Source organism: Companilactobacillus kimchiensis (assembly GCF_001438805.1).
Classification (GTDB): Bacteria; Bacillota; Bacilli; order Lactobacillales; family Lactobacillaceae; genus Companilactobacillus; species Companilactobacillus kimchiensis.
This window is the reverse complement of record NZ_JQCF01000008.1, coordinates 38,351-53,729: the sequence shown is the minus strand read 5'-3', so window position 1 is coordinate 53,729 and position 15,379 is coordinate 38,351. Positions and strand designations below refer to the sequence as shown.

Here is a 15,379-nt window from a genome sequence, read left to right as displayed (position 1 = left end):
AACTTGTTCAGAAAATATACTACATATCAACAAATTTATCAATTATTCTCGTCATAATCGGAATCTGCCACATGCTTCTGATTCAGTTCTACCACATGTCCAGTGTTCAAGTAAACAACCCATTCACAAATATTAGTTGCATAATCACCGGCACGTTCCAAATAACTGGCAACTAACATATATGATGTCCCACTTAAAACATTTTCAGTAGACTTTTGCATATTTTCGATACACATTTCATTGATCTTCGCACTTATATAGTGAACTTTAACATCACGATTGGCAACTTCTTCAGCCATCTTGCTATCACGTTTTAGATAAGCTTCTAGTGCGTCCTCAACGATACTAGTTGTCATATCACCCATTTCTGCAATTAGTTTTTCAATTTCAGGAATTCTGGTTTCACCCTTAACTCTAATTGTTTCTTGAGCGATACTGACCGCATGATCACCCATTCTTTCCAAATCAGAACTAGCCTTCAAAACCGTCACGATCATTCTCAGATCAGATGTAACTGGTTGTTGCAAAGCAATCATTTCAAATGATTCTTTTTCTAGGTCCATTTCTCGTTTATTAATAATGTGATCATTTTTAATAACTTCATTAGCCAAAGCCTTGTCATGTTGGACATAAGCCTTAACCGATTTCATAATGGCTTCACTAGCCATCATGCCCATTTCTGAGAACCGTAAATGTAAATTATTTAGTTGTTCTTCAAAAGTAGTTCGCATCGTTTTTCTCCTAACCGAATTTTCCTGAAATATAATCTTCAGTTTGTTTTTCTTTTGGATTTAAGAAAATATTTTTTGTTTTATCCGCCTCAATTAATTCTCCATTTAGGAAGAAGGCGGTCTGATCAGATATTCTCGATGCCTGTTGCATATTATGTGTAACAGTAATTATCGTGTAATCCTCACGTAACGCCATCATTGTATTTTCTACCTTAGCTGACGAAATTGGATCCAAGGCAGAGGTTGGTTCATCCATCAATAAAATATCAGGTTTAACTGCTAAAACTCTAGCAATACAAACTCTTTGTTGCTGACCACCTGATAAAGATAAGGCACTTTGATGCAATTTGTCTTTGACATCATCCCAGACAGCAGCATTTTGTAAGCTGGTCTCAACAGCTTCATCTAATGTAGCTTTATCCTTAACACCAGCTAATCTTAATCCATATACTACATTATCATAAATTGAGAAAGGAAACGGATTAGGTTGTTGAAAAACCATTCCGACCTGTTTTCTTAATTCAACTGTATCGACGCTGGGTGCATAAATATTTTGTCCATTTAATGAAATTGTCCCAGTAATCGTAACATTAGGAATCAAATCATTCATTCGATTCAAGCATCTTAGATAAGTTGATTTACCACATCCAGATGGTCCGATCAAAGCCGTGATTTCATTCTTATTGAAATCAAGATTAATGCCTTTCAGTGCCTCTTTTTTACCATAAAATAAATGTACATCAGAAGATGTTAAAATTTTTTCTGCCAAGTTTAGCGCTCCTATCCAAAGTGTCCAGAAACATAATCTTCAGTCGTCTTAATCTTAGGACGTGTGAAGATTTTTCTAGTTTCGTTAAATTCAACAGCATGTCCCATATGGAAAAATGCTGTGTAATCACTGATTCTAGCTGCTTGTTGCATGTTGTGTGTAACGATAATAATGGTAAATTTATCCTTCAAACTCAACATTGTTTCTTCAACATTTGACGTTGATATTGGATCCAAAGCACTTGCAGGTTCATCCATCAAGAGAATATCCGGTTTCATCGCAATTGCTCGAGCAATACACAGTCTTTGTTGTTGACCCCCAGAGAGCGCTAAAGCACTTTTGCCAAGATCATCCTTAACTTGGTCCCACAAGGAGGCCTGTTTTAAAGTTGTCTCAACGATTTCATCTAACTGTTTCTTGTCATGCAAACCATGACGTTTTAAAGCAAAAGTAATATTGTCATAAATTGATTTAGAAAACGGATTGGGCCGTTGAAAAACCATCCCGATATGTTTTCTAACTTCATAAATATCAACATTATCTTTATTAATATCCAAACCACGATACATAATCTGACCTTTGACAGAAGCTCCCGGAACATTATCATTCATTCGGTTTAAAGACCGAAGATAAGTCGATTTACCAGAACCAGAGGCTCCTATCAAAGAAGTTATCTTATATCTCTCAAATTGAAGTGATGCTTTATGCATCGCTTCTTTTTCGCCATAGAATACCTGTAAGTCTTTAGTTTCCATGGCAATTTCATGTTCATCCTCGTCTAAATGAAGGATGTATTGTTGGTCATTTTGTTCATCCATATATTACTCACCCGTCATCTTTTTATAAACTAAATTGCCAATATATCTTGCTAATAAATTAAAAATCAATACCGCAATGATCAAAACTGCAGATGCCCCAGCGGAAACTTGAACGGCATCTGGAATCAAACCTTCAGAATTAACTTTCCAAATATGTACAGCTAGAGTTTCAGCAGGTCGCATTAAGTTTAACGGACTCGTAATACTGAAAATATTAAAATTGGTAAAGTCTAATGGCGGAGCACTTTGCCCAGCTGTATAAATTAAGGCAGCAGCTTCACCAAAAACTCTACCAGCCCCAATGATCATCCCTGTGATAATCCCTGGTAGACCATCCGGAATAATAACATGAATAACTGTTTCCCACTTTGAAAGTCCCAAAGCAAGTCCGGCCTCACGCTGTGACTGTGAAACTGATCTTAATGAATCCTCAACATTTCTGGTCAAAATCGGCAAATTGAAAACTGTCAAAGTCAATGCACCAGAAAGAATTGAAAAGCCAAACTTGAAACTAATAACGAAGACCAAAAATCCAAACAAACCAACTACGATTGATGGTAGAGAACTCAAAACTTCAATCGAAATCCGGATTAATTCTACGAATTTATTTTTACCGGCATATTCTGAAAGATAAATTCCGGCACAAATTGAAATTGGAATTGAAATCAACATTGAAAGAAATAGGAGGAAAAACGAATTGAATAATTGTATCCCCACACCACTTCCGGCCTGAAAGGCCTTTGAACCTGACGTTAGGAAATGCCAGTTAACATAACGTAAACCACTTCCTAAAATATAGATCAATAACCCTGCAAGAATAAGTACAATAATCCCTGACATAGTATAGATAATCGCGGTGGCAATCTTGTCTTTAACTTTTTCATTAAACACTAGAATTCACCTCGCTTAGCAATTGATCTGATAACAAAATTGAATAAGAGTGACATTAACAATAGTAATAGAGCCAATGACCAAAGTGCATTATTGGAAGTTGAACCCATGATGGTATTACCCATATTCATTGTTAGAACACTGGTTAGAGTTGATGATGGTGATACTAAGTTTTGTGGCAATAACATCGCATTACCAATAACCATTTGAACTGCCAAAGCTTCACCAAAGGCGCGAGCCATACCAAAAACAACAGCCGTTAACAATCCTGGTGTAGCGGAACGTAAAATAACTTTAGAAATAGTTTGCCATCTAGTTGCTCCTAAAGCCAATGAAGCTTCACGATAATATCTAGGCACTGCCTTTAAGGCATCAACTGACATGGAAGTGATAGTAGGCAAGATCATAACAAATAATACAAATGAACCTGCTAAAATACCAAAACCACTACCACCGGCAATTTTTCTGACGAATGGAACAACGATCGTTAAACCGATAAATCCATAAACAACTGATGGAATACCGACCAATAATTCAATAACTGGTTGTAAAACTTTGCGTCCCCATTTAGGTGAGATCTCAGTCATAAAAATGGCTGCTGCAATCGCAAATGGTGTTCCAATCAAAGCTGCAATCAAGGTTACTGAAAACGAACCAACAATCATTGGCGCAGCACCTACAATTGGGTGTCCAGCACTATCTAATTTATTTGGTGACCAAACTGAATGAGTCAAAAAATCAATGGGATTAACCCCATCTTTAATAAAAATAATCAAACCACGTGATGCAATAAAGCCAATAATAGTGATCACTAATAACACGATAACGGCAGTAAAACTGAAAGATATAATCTTACCGCGAGTTTCACGCTTAGCTGAAACAGATTTTTTAGTTAAACTTTCTCTAATCGGATCTTTCAAATTATTTTACCCCCTTCGAGACTGGTGTAACGTTGCCCTTATAATCTTTTTGATACTTCATTTCCTTAACGGGAACATAATTCATTTTTCTCACAACATTTTTTTGAACATTATCAGTCATGATAAAATCAAGGAATTTCTTAGTCATCCCCGTTGGTTGTCCATTTGTATACAAATGTTCATATGACCAGATTTTCCATTCATTATTCTCAATGTTTTCGATGGTTGGTGCTATTCCATTAACATTGATCGTCTTAACCGTACTATTTAAATATGGCATTGCCAAATAGCTAATTGCACCATCGGTATTGTAAACAATTTGTCGAACCATCCCACTGGAGTCCTGTTCTTGAGAGCGAACAAAAGGTGTGCCATTCATAACATCACTTTCAAATGATGCACGAGTACCACTACCGTCAGCACGATTAATGATAGTTATCGGTAAATCTTGTCCACCGACTTGTTTCCAGTTTATTATTTGGCCGGAAAAAATTTGTCTTAATTGTTTAATTGTCAGAGACTTTACTTTAACGTCTTTGTTGACGACTGGAATCATTCCGACTGCAGCGATTCGATGATCAACAAGCTTACTGGCATTAATATCCTTCTTCTGCTCTGCGTAAAGATCAGAGTTACCGATATTAACAGCACCTTGTTGAATCTGGCTGAGTCCGGTACCAGTTCCACCACCTTGGACGTTAACATATTCATTCGGGTTATTTTTAGTAAATTCTTCCCCGGCAAGTTCCACTAATGGTTGAGCAGCTGATGAACCAACTGCCGTAATAGTTTCTTGGCTTCCGCCACCTTTGCAACCACTCAATATAAAAATCATGGGTATCATAATTGCAAATAATGCGACAAGTCTTCTTTTCAATGTTCTCACCTCTATCCACTTAGGATATTACAACTTTGTATATTTTTTGTATAAAAAAAAGCCACAACAAAATAAAATATTTTGTTGCGACAATTTTTTTATAATGGTATGTCGACGATAAACTTCGTTCCCAATCCTAAATTAGATTCGATTCTAATATCACCGTCTAATGTATCAAGAGTCTCTTTAACGATAGCCAGACCCAAACCAGTTCCACCAGTTTCCAAACTTCTTGACCGATCGACCCGATAAAATCTTTCGAAGATTCTACCCTGATCGGCTTCAGAAATTCCTAAACCAGTATCTTGAATAATAAATTTAATTCGATTCTCAATTTCATCATGGTGAACTTCAAGCTTGATTTCACCATTTTCCTTATTATATGAAATAGCATTCTTAATTAAATTACGGAAAACCAAATTGATTTTTTCTTTATTAGCCGTTACCTCAGGATTACCAACATAATCCTGTTTAACGGTTAAATTATGTTTCTTGATTGCCAAAGATTGTTGCTCCAGAATATGTTCAATATCATCACGTAAGTTGACCATATCCGTCTTAGCAGTATCTTTTCTAACTTTAGATAATGATAAAATATCCTGAATTAATTCTGATAAACGAACACTTTCACTGTGAATAATATCCAAGAAATGATCTAATTTCTTCGGATCATTTTTAGCACCATTCAATAACGTCTCAGAAAATCCTTCAATAGAAGTTACTGGAGTCTTTAATTCATGACTGACATTATTAACAAAATCAACTTGAATCTTTTCAAATTGACGACTTTCAGTCAAATCATACAGAATGACCAATACTTGTTGATCAAAATCTTCCCGTGAATGGATCAGGCGGATTACATTGGCATCAACATATTTCTGCGAATTACCAACCAGTTGAATTTCTCGGTGATGATTTTTATTCTTTCTCAAAGTATGCTCAATCATCCGACTCAAACTATAAGTCTTAATATCCTCGATAAACGGATGAATATCATTAGAGATATTCGCGTCCAATAAACTAGCCATCGCTTGGTTATGCATCAAAACATCCCCTTGCGAGTTTAACAACATGACCCCAATTGGTAAATGGCCTACCAACCCCTTGAAACGTCTCTCACGTAATCTAACATCGTCACGAAGATCATTAATATCCATACTGATCTTGTTCGTCTGTTCTACTAAACCATAAAGCTCATCATCGGGTGCCAAGATCAAAGAGGCCATCTCTTTGTTTTTCCGAACTCGACGAAGATTCTCAGTAACGCTCTTAATATCTTTACTCAACAACTGACGTTTACGGTAATAGAATAAAACAACCGAATCAGTAATCAAGAAGTACATTAACGCTACTAATACGAAAGTCATAGGACTTTGACTCCACAGGCGATCATACTTTTTAGCCACAACATGACGACTAGAACCAGACATATAATACATAATTCGTGTATTAAACGTTGAATCAGTCACATAATTTTTACCAGGTGCAATTCGACCTCGATGGAACATATCATAGGCTTTCTTTTGCATGACAGTATCCTCTTTACTACTGTCAACATAAATTAAACCAGCAATTTTAGCGGCTTCCGCTGGATCATGGTTTTTCTTCAATTCCTGATAAGAAATTGTCTCTTCGGTAAACATATCATTTTGAGAATTTCCCAAAATATTATCAGAAAACAATATCAAAATGATAAAGATAGCTATAGAAATTAAAATAGCAATTACAGGTCCTATTTTTCTTTTCATCGTCATACCTCTAAAATATAACCGAATCCGTGCACGGTTTTTATTATTTGTGGATTCTTTGTATCCTGTTCAATTTTATCACGGAGGTGGCTGATTTGGATATCAACCATACGCATTTGTGAATTAGAATTTATTCCCCAAACATTATCAAAAATTTGTTCTCGAGAAACCACGATTCCTTTGTTTCTAATCAAAAACTCCAGTAATTCGTATTCCTTTTTAGTTAAACTAATCTCTGTACCGTCAATAATCAAACTTTTAACATCGGTATTAAGTTGAAAACTCTTTTCTTTATCCTGATTTGAGGTTCTTCGTAAAACAACCTCGATTCGTGCTAAGAGTTCTTTGATACTGAATGGCTTAGTTATATAATCGTCTGCCCCACTGATCAAACCCTCAATCTTGTTATCCTCAGAATCTACCGCTGTTAAAAATATAACTGGAGTTAAATTACCAGACTTACGCATTTTTTTAAGAACTTCAATCCCACTCATTTTGGGTAGCATCTGATCCAACAACATCAAATCATAATTATCGGCAGTAACTTTATCAAAAGCCATTTGCCCATCAACTGCTGTGGATACTTGATAATCACTATCTTCTAAATTATATTCAATCAACTCTAGAATCGTAGGTTCATCATCAACAACTAAGATTTTCTTTTTCATTGTTTGACTCCTTGTAGTTTCCATTGCAGATAAGCATATATAAATGGATCTAAATCCCCATCCATCACTGCTTGACCATTGCTAGTCGAATAATTTGAACGATGATCCTTAACCATTGTATAAGGATGGAATACATATGATCTAATCTGTGAACCCCAACCAATATCCAATTGTTCACCCTGAATCTCAGCATGCTTCTTAGCTTGTTCCTCTTGTCCTCTTTGGAAAAGTTTAGCTTTCAACATCCCCATAGCAGTTTCTCTATTTTGAAGCTGTGAACGTTGTGCCTGTGAGCTGACTACAATTCCAGTTGGTAAATGTGTAATTCTAACCGCTGATGAAGTCTTATTAATATGTTGACCCCCCGCACCAGAAGAGCGAAAGACATCGACTCGTAAGTCGTCATCATTAATATCTACATGAATACTATCATCTAGTTCAGGCATCACATCAATTGAGGCAAATGATGTATGACGTCGACCGGCTGAATCAAATGGTGAAATTCTGACCAAACGGTGTACACCACGCTCCGAACGCAATAACCCATAAACATTTTTTCCACGGATCATCATAGTAACACTTTTGATTCCAGCCTCATCACCCGGTTGATAATCCTCGATTTCGACCGAGAACTTATGTTGATCAGCCCATCTTTGATACATTCGTAAAAGCATGGCACCCCAATCTTGTGATTCAGTTCCACCAGCACCAGGATGAATTTCAATGATGGCGTTGTGTGAATCATATGGTTCAGACAACAACATCATTAATTCATAAGAACGTAATTTATCAGCCAATTGAGCTGAATCATCTTCCAACTGTTGCATCAATTCAGTTTCAGGATCTTCTTGATAAAGCTCAGCCAAAACTTGAATGTTCTCTAAATCAGCACTCAATTGCTTAAAGTTATCGTATTGATCCTTCATATCATTGGTAGCATCGATTAATTTTTGGGCCGTTTCGTGATTATCCCAAAAACCGTTCTCAGTCATTTTACCTTCGTTTTCAGCAATCCCTTCTTCAAGACTTTCTAAGTCAAAGAGACCCCCTAAATTGAGTTATTTTGTTTTCCATCTCGGATATTTTATTTTTAATCTCACCGAATTCCATAAAATCACCCTTATAAAAAAAGCAGGCACAAGGCCCGCTTTTTATCTTTCCATATTTTGTCTAATTTCGGCCTTCATGAATAATCTTGTAACATCATATTCAATATCAGAAACCATTTCTTCAAACATACGATATCCTTCTTCTTGGTACTCAACTAAAGGATTCAATTGTCCATAACCACGTAGTCCGATTGATTGACGTAATTGATCCATTGCATCAATATGATCAGTCCAATGTTCATCAACAACTCTAAGTATAACAACCTTTTCAAATTCTAGCATTTGTGAAGGGTCGCCTAATTGTTCTTTTTTGTCTTCATAATTCTTATTAACGAAGTCCATCAAGAACTTAACAATATCATCAGAGCTCTTGAGTTGTAAGTCAACAACACTGATTTGATTATCATTAACTAGTGCTGCTTTAGCAAAGTCAACAATAGCATCTAGCTCCCAATCTTCTTTTTTGCCTTGAGTATGAACGGCTACTTGTGCTTCAATCGTACGTTTTAGCATTGGAAGCAAGACAACATCGAGATCTTTGTCTTCATTGATAACTTCCATTCTTTCTTTATAAATAACTTCACGTTGTTCACGCATAACATCATCATATTGAAGAGTATTCTTACGAGTATCGTAGTTATTACCTTCAACACGTTTTTGAGCGGATTCAACTTGACGGGTCATCATCTTACTTTGAATAACTGCATCGTCATCTTCAATTCTCAATGATTTAAGCACACGCTTGATACGTTCTGAACCAAAACGCTTCATCAAATCATCTTCAAGTGACATGTAGAATTGTGTTTCACCAGGATCACCTTGACGACCTGAACGTCCACGAAGTTGATTATCAATACGACGTGATTCATGACGTTCAGTACCTAGAACACATAAACCACCTAATTCAACTACACCAGGTCCAAGTTTAATATCAGTACCACGACCAGCCATATTAGTAGCGATAGTAACAGCACCACGTTGACCAGCGTTCATGATAATTTCAGCTTCTTTAGCATGGTTCTTAGCATTCAAGACTGCATGAGGAATTCCTGCGTTATCTAACAATTTAGATAGATATTCTGAGGATTCAACCGCAACGGTACCAACTAGTAAAGGTTGGCCTTTAGCATGACGAGCTTCAATATCCTTAACAACGGCATCAAATTTACTCTTCAAAGTTGGATAGAGAACATCATCCTTATCATTACGAATAACGGGTTTATTAGTAGGAATTGAAATAACTTCCATGTTATAGATTTCTCTAAATTCTTCAGCTTCAGTTTTAGCAGTACCAGTCATACCTGACAACTTGTCGTACATACGGAAGAAGTTTTGGTAAGTGATATTAGCCATAGTCTTAGTTTCATCTTGAATTTCAACAGCTTCTTTAGCTTCAATAGCTTGGTGAAGTCCATCAGAATAACGACGACCATCCATTACACGACCAGTAAATTGATCAACAATCTTAACTTCGCCTTCTTGAACCACATAGTCAATATTTAAACTCATGATGAAGTTGGCACGAAGTGCTTGATCCAAATGGTGATTCAAGACAGTATTATCAATATCGTAAAGATTATCAAGGCCAAAGTAATCTTCAGCTTTTCTGATACCAGTTTCTGTTAAACTGATTGACTTTGTAGGCCAATCAATTTTGTAATCATCTTTTTCAAGAGTCTTAGAAAAACGGTCAGCACGAACATACATTGCAGTAGATTTTTCAGCTGCTCCAGAAATGATCAATGGAGTTCTAGCTTCATCAATCAAAATGGAATCAACTTCATCGACAATCGCATAGTGAAGTGGACGTTGTACCATTTGTTCCTTGTAAACAACCATGTTGTCACGCAAGTAATCAAATCCTAATTCACTATTCGTTGAATAAGTAATGTCACAATTGTAAGCATCACGTTTTTCTTCAGAATCCATACTATTAACATTAAGACCTACGGATAGACCCAGCCAATTGTATAGTTCACCCATTTGTTTAGCATCACGGCCTGATAGGTATTCATTAACTGTAACAACGTGAACACCTTTTCGGTCTAAAGCATTCAGATAAACTGGTAGTGTAGCAGTTAAAGTTTTACCTTCACCAGTTTTCATTTCAGCAATATTACCTTCATGTAAGGTAATACCACCAATTATTTGTACTCTAAATGGAAATAGTCCGAGAACTCTTTTAGCACCCTCACGGGCTGTAGCAAATGCTTCAGGTAAAATATCATCTAAAGTTTCACCTTTTGCTAGTCTTTCTTTAAATTCAGGTGTCTTAGCTTGAAGTTGTTCATCAGAAAGTTTGCTGTAAGCATCAGCGTAACTTTCAACCTTATCGGCAATCTTGCCCATACGTTTAACTTCTCTTTTATCGCTTTCGACCCATCTTCTTAGTGGATTTGCCATATTAATATATCTCTCCTAAGTGTTATAAACATACTCTTAATAGTAGCATTTTTTTTTATGCTTTTAAACTTTATATCGATTAAATAGACTTTCAGAGTTACAATGATACACCATTTTTCATTTCTTTGTATTAAGAATGCTTTACAAATGCCTAAATAGCGTACAAAAAAAGCTGAGGCGTCAAAACACCTCAGCTTAAATTTTATTTTATTCGTTAGTTTCAATCAAACCATATCTACCATCGTTACGTTTATAAACGATGCTGGCTCCGTTTGTTTCTGAATCTTCAAAAATGAAGAATTCATGTCCAAGCATTTCCATTTGTAGAACAGCTTCTTCAGCGTTCATTGGTTTCAATGATAGACGCTTTGTTCTAACGATTTGTGATTTATCTTCTTCAGTTTCATCAGGTGTAACATCATCCAAAGGAATATCCTTTATACCACCCTTTTCACGACTCTTGCGATTTACACGAGTCTTGAACTTCTTGATTTGTCTCTCAAGTTTGTCGATAACAAGATCAATTCCGGCATATAAGTCATCATTAACCTCTTCGGCTCTTAGAGTGATTGATGGTAGTGGAATTGTTACTTCAACCTTTGTACCTTTTGAAGGGTATGTTTTCAAGTTTACATGAGCAATTGGACTGCTTTCATCGCTAAAGTATTTCTCCATCTTAGAAATTCTTTTTTCGACATATTCGCGAATTGATGAAGTTACCTCGATATTCTCACCACGTACATTAATAGTTAACATAATAATCTCTCCTTCCGACGAGTAGGAAATTAAAGAGTGTCTTGCATCTCTTTAATGCAATTATAATATTTTTGTGCCAATATGACAACGTTTCCATTACCTAGATAATGAAAATGTGTAAATTTTTTTAAAATTAGCTCTAAAAAATATATCATGAGCATGCATTAAGGTTCGACCGGTTGTATAAATGTCATCTAGTATTAAAATACTTTGATTTTTTTGAATCTGATTTAGCTCTGGCAAGGCACAAAAAGTTTGGGGAGTCGATAATCGCTCCAAACGATTCTTCTGAGCCTGTGGTTTATCAGCATCAACCTTTGTCAAAAGTTGCTTCAAATCAAAAATATCTGCATACAATTCATAGACTGGATCAAATCCACGTGCCTGAAGATGACTTTTACTGGCTGGAATATATGTAACTACATCAAAGTGATTTCTTTGAGACCAGCTCTTTATATCTTGAAAAAATAACTTAGCCATCAAGACATCTCCATATCGCTTATACAGCTTGAAGTAGCTGTGTATGAACTGATTATACTCAAACAAAGCTTGATGGCAATTGATTACCTGGTATTTTTCCTCCCACATCCGACAATCTGAACAAATTCCATTTGCATTAGCTTTAAAACATCGGGGACAATTATTTCGTCCTGACAACGGCGCCAACTGGCTACGGCATAAATTGCAAATATAATCAGGAATGATTTCTTTAAATAAAAATATTTCTTTAATTTTTAAATTATTTGTTATTTGATTACCACAATTAAGACATTTCATGATTTAGCTTGCCGATTCAAATAATCGATTTCTGCACACGCCAATCGAATCTGATCATTATAATACTGATAATAAAAATGAACTTCGTCATCATAAGAATCCTTTCCACGACCTGCTCGACCAGCAATCTGAATCAAACTGGTCTTCGAAAATTCTTTAGCTTGAGCAGCTAAGACAATGACGGTGATTTTCTTAAAGGTCACACCTCGTTCCAAAATAGTAGTTGTTAAAATTGCTTGAACCTTTTGTTCACGAAATTGCTGAACTTTCTCCAGACGATGTTGATCTTTCGAGCTAACAGTAACAAAATTTAATAATGGATATAATTTATGTAATTTCTCGGCAAATGATTTCATTATAGGAATTTGAGGGAAGAACAGCATGAATCGTTGCCCATTCTTAATCAATTGTGTAAGTTTTGATCTTAATCGAGGATTTATCCCTAAAAATTCTAGCTGCTTCAACAACAAATGACATCGTGGCTCTGGTAATGGGTGGCCGTGGAATCTCTGATACAATTTAGTTAAAGTCACTTGGTGCTTACTAACAGCAATCAATAATTCCTTAGGCGGAGTCGCTGACAAGTAAACGATCATCCCTTGATTGTCTTTAGCTTTCGTAATAGCCTGATGTAACATCTTATTTCCCGCTAATGGATATGAATCAACTTCGTCAATTATTAAAACATCAAAGGCCTGTTCAAATCGGATCAGTTGATGCACTGTTGCCAGCATAATTTGTGTCAGATGATAATTCTCTTCACTCTTACCATGAAACAACCCCACACTGGTATTTGGAAACACTTGTTGGATTCGCGGGAACAATTCAATACAAACATCCACTCGTGGCGAACAAATTGCGACCCGCTGTTGCTTAAATAACGCCTGTTCAATCAGTGGAAAAATCATTTCAGTTTTACCGGCTCCAGTTACCGCCCACACTAAATGATCTTGTTTTTTATCAAAAGCTCTCAGAAGCTCTCTAACCCCTTTCTGCTGATTAGTGGTTAATTGGCCATCCCAAACTAGATAATTAGACTGGATCGGATATTTGACGTCTGTGGGGGTAATAACCAATCGATCATTAACTTTGATTTTACCCAGATTGATACAATTACGACAATACTGAAATTCTATTGGTAACTTTCTGATCTCCATTAGGCAACGCCGGCAAAATAGTTTATTATTTTTCTTAAATGTAGCCGAAACTATTTGACTACCTAAACTGATCAAATCTTCTAATTCAGATTGTTCCAATTCGGCTAGGTTAAAAATCCTACCACCCAAAAATTCATTTATATTCTTCATACTTAACATTACGTAAAGGAGCTAAACTTTTGCAAAATTATAAAACCATTGCCCAAACGGGCAGTCACGAAAAAATCATTAAAAAATCTCGCTTCATCGCCCACATTGCTCAAACTTTCTCTGAAGAAGAAGCCAACGATTTTATCAAACAGATCCGTGAACAAGAATCTGGAGCAACTCACAATTGCACAGCCTTCATTGTTCTAGCAAACGTTAAGATCGAACGAATGTCTGATGATGGTGAACCAAGCGGTACTGCTGGATCACCAATTCTAAATGTTTTACAGCAACAAGATCTCCAAAACGTCACTGCAGTTGTGACTCGTTATTTCGGTGGTATCAAATTAGGTGCTGGTGGTTTAATCAGAGCTTATTCATCAACAACCGCCGAAGCAGTTAAAGAGATCGGTTTAGTTGAAAATCGTATCCAACAAGGTTTTGAGTTAACTATCCCCTATCACATGTTTGATAAATTCGATAATTATGCACAAAAGGAAAAAATCACTTTGGAAGATAAACAATTTGCTGCCGATGTAAAATGTCAGATCTTTTTGGATTTAGATATCGTCGATAAGGCTGTGCAAAACATCAAGGATCTCTTTCAAAATCAAATTATTTTAAAAGAAACTGAACAGACTTATAAACAAGTTCCTATAGAAGCAAATTAAAAAGAAGTGCCAACCGAATTTGAAATTCGTGTTGCACTTCTTTTTTTAATATTTACCAGTTCGCATCATAAAAGGCTTCTTTAGATCCATTTGTCCTTTGGGTCCTTTGAAAGTCTTCATATCTTTACTCCAGTCCTCATACATCCCACGATAATCTGAGTAATCTTTATACATATTATTCCTAATTGAGCTAGGGATCGCATCCCAACTAACAAAATTTATTCTGGAAACATAAGTTCCTCGATGTTCAACCATCGCATACGGTTTATTCTCTGGAGGTAAACCACCTTCAAAAGTTAGAAAAGAAGAATTTCCCCAAGCATCATCAGTCACCACCATATGCTTGAAAGGTACTCCCAATCCTCTGGTTTTTCTATGCTTTTCATTTGAAACCGTCACATAATCCCCAGCCACCGCCGTCTTCTCAGTTGGTAAGGCCGCATAACCAATTTGAGTTGGTATCAATGGATTAAACCGATCGACCATTTCATTCTGATATTTGTAGTTTGAAAGAAAAAGATAACCCCCTCCAATTAATATCAATACCAGTAATATTGCTACGAGCCAGTGTTTATAAACCTTAGTTAATTTTAAATCCTTGTCAATTTTTTCCACGGTCTCACTATCTCCTTTTAAAAATTCATCTAAGGAAATATTCAAAATAGAACCAAGGTTGATCAATAAAGAAATATCTGGATAAGTTCGCCCGGTTTCCCAACTAGAAACTGTTTTATCTGAAACGTTCAATTTCTGAGCTAATTGCTTTTGAGTCAAACTTTCTTGTTTACGATATTTCCTGAGTTGTTCATTCAGTTCCATTTTTATTTCTCCTCGAATTCAATTTAAAAGGTCTTGCAATATATATACTACCTACACAACCCAGAACTCAAGAGATGCTTAGTCTAGTCTTTGTAGAACTGACTCTAGGGACAAAAAA

At 36.1% G+C, this 15,379-nt stretch carries 15 protein-coding genes; 1 reads left to right on the top strand and 14 read right to left on the bottom strand.

Going from position 1 to position 15,379, the window contains the following annotated elements:
* Positions 1 to 38: 38 nt before the first annotated feature.
* The 13 genes from phoU to IV57_RS05795 all read right to left on the bottom strand — a co-directional run bounded on the left by phoU (position 39) and on the right by IV57_RS05795 (position 13,774).
* Positions 39 to 731 carry a phosphate signaling complex protein PhoU gene (gene phoU, locus IV57_RS05855; protein ID WP_057880569.1) on the bottom strand — a complete coding sequence of 231 codons (693 nt, stop codon included), beginning with the start codon at positions 729 to 731 and terminating at the stop codon, positions 39 to 41.
* Positions 732 to 741: 10 nt separating this feature from the next.
* A complete protein-coding gene (gene pstB / locus IV57_RS05850) occupies positions 742 to 1,500 on the bottom strand; it encodes a phosphate ABC transporter ATP-binding protein PstB (RefSeq protein ID WP_057880568.1) in 759 nt (252 codons plus the stop codon).
* 11 nt (positions 1,501 to 1,511) lie between these two features.
* Positions 1,512 to 2,318 (bottom strand): phosphate ABC transporter ATP-binding protein PstB, encoded by an 807-nt coding sequence (pstB, locus tag IV57_RS05845; protein ID WP_057880567.1) that lies wholly within the window; start codon positions 2,316 to 2,318, stop codon positions 1,512 to 1,514.
* Between the two features lie 3 nt (positions 2,319 to 2,321).
* Positions 2,322 to 3,209 (bottom strand): phosphate ABC transporter permease PstA, encoded by an 888-nt coding sequence (gene pstA / locus IV57_RS05840; protein WP_157051916.1) that lies wholly within the window; start codon positions 3,207 to 3,209, stop codon positions 2,322 to 2,324.
* A complete protein-coding gene (gene pstC, locus IV57_RS05835) occupies positions 3,209 to 4,129 on the bottom strand; it encodes a phosphate ABC transporter permease subunit PstC (RefSeq protein WP_057880566.1) in 921 nt (306 codons plus the stop codon). The genes pstA and pstC overlap by 1 nt, the downstream gene beginning before the upstream one ends.
* 1 nt (position 4,130) lies before the next feature.
* Positions 4,131 to 4,973, bottom strand: coding sequence for a phosphate ABC transporter substrate-binding protein (locus IV57_RS05830; protein WP_057880607.1), 843 nt, complete (start codon positions 4,971 to 4,973; stop codon positions 4,131 to 4,133).
* 131 nt (positions 4,974 to 5,104) lie between these two features.
* Positions 5,105 to 6,754: a sensor histidine kinase gene (locus tag IV57_RS05825; protein ID WP_057880565.1), complete on the bottom strand. Its 1,650-nt coding sequence runs from the start codon at positions 6,752 to 6,754 to the stop codon at positions 5,105 to 5,107.
* 2 nt (positions 6,755 to 6,756) lie between these two features.
* Positions 6,757 to 7,422, bottom strand: coding sequence for a response regulator transcription factor (locus IV57_RS05820; RefSeq protein WP_057880564.1), 666 nt, complete (start codon positions 7,420 to 7,422; stop codon positions 6,757 to 6,759).
* A protein-coding gene (gene prfB, locus IV57_RS05815) for a peptide chain release factor 2 (protein ID WP_157051914.1) occupies positions 7,419 to 8,532 on the bottom strand; the annotation gives its coding sequence in 2 pieces (ribosomal slippage) (positions 7,419 to 8,459 and positions 8,461 to 8,532; 1,113 coding nt in all). Before prfB ends, IV57_RS05820 begins: the two co-directional genes overlap by 4 nt.
* 41 nt (positions 8,533 to 8,573) lie before the next feature.
* On the bottom strand, positions 8,574 to 10,934 hold the full coding sequence (gene secA / locus IV57_RS05810; protein WP_057880562.1) for a preprotein translocase subunit SecA: 2,361 nt from the start codon (positions 10,932 to 10,934) through the stop codon (positions 8,574 to 8,576).
* A 207-nt stretch (positions 10,935 to 11,141) separates the two neighbouring features.
* Positions 11,142 to 11,690: a ribosome hibernation-promoting factor, HPF/YfiA family gene (gene hpf, locus IV57_RS05805; RefSeq protein WP_057880561.1), complete on the bottom strand. Its 549-nt coding sequence runs from the start codon at positions 11,688 to 11,690 to the stop codon at positions 11,142 to 11,144.
* Positions 11,691 to 11,786: 96 nt separating this feature from the next.
* Positions 11,787 to 12,170: a ComF family protein gene (locus tag IV57_RS13370; RefSeq protein WP_236704323.1), complete on the bottom strand. Its 384-nt coding sequence runs from the start codon at positions 12,168 to 12,170 to the stop codon at positions 11,787 to 11,789.
* A 293-nt stretch (positions 12,171 to 12,463) separates the two neighbouring features.
* Positions 12,464 to 13,774, bottom strand: a complete 1,311-nt coding sequence (locus tag IV57_RS05795) for a DEAD/DEAH box helicase family protein (RefSeq protein WP_162261214.1) — start codon at positions 13,772 to 13,774, stop codon at positions 12,464 to 12,466.
* A gap of 29 nt (positions 13,775 to 13,803) precedes the next feature.
* On the opposite strand from IV57_RS05795, the gene IV57_RS05790 reads away from it, so the two are divergent.
* Positions 13,804 to 14,442 carry a YigZ family protein gene (locus IV57_RS05790; RefSeq protein ID WP_057880558.1) on the top strand — a complete coding sequence of 213 codons (639 nt, stop codon included), beginning with the start codon at positions 13,804 to 13,806 and terminating at the stop codon, positions 14,440 to 14,442.
* Positions 14,443 to 14,487: 45 nt separating this feature from the next.
* On the opposite strand, the gene IV57_RS05785 is transcribed toward IV57_RS05790, so the two are convergent.
* Positions 14,488 to 15,261: a helix-turn-helix domain-containing protein gene (locus IV57_RS05785; protein ID WP_083488908.1), complete on the bottom strand. Its 774-nt coding sequence runs from the start codon at positions 15,259 to 15,261 to the stop codon at positions 14,488 to 14,490.
* Positions 15,262 to 15,379 lie beyond the last annotated feature (118 nt).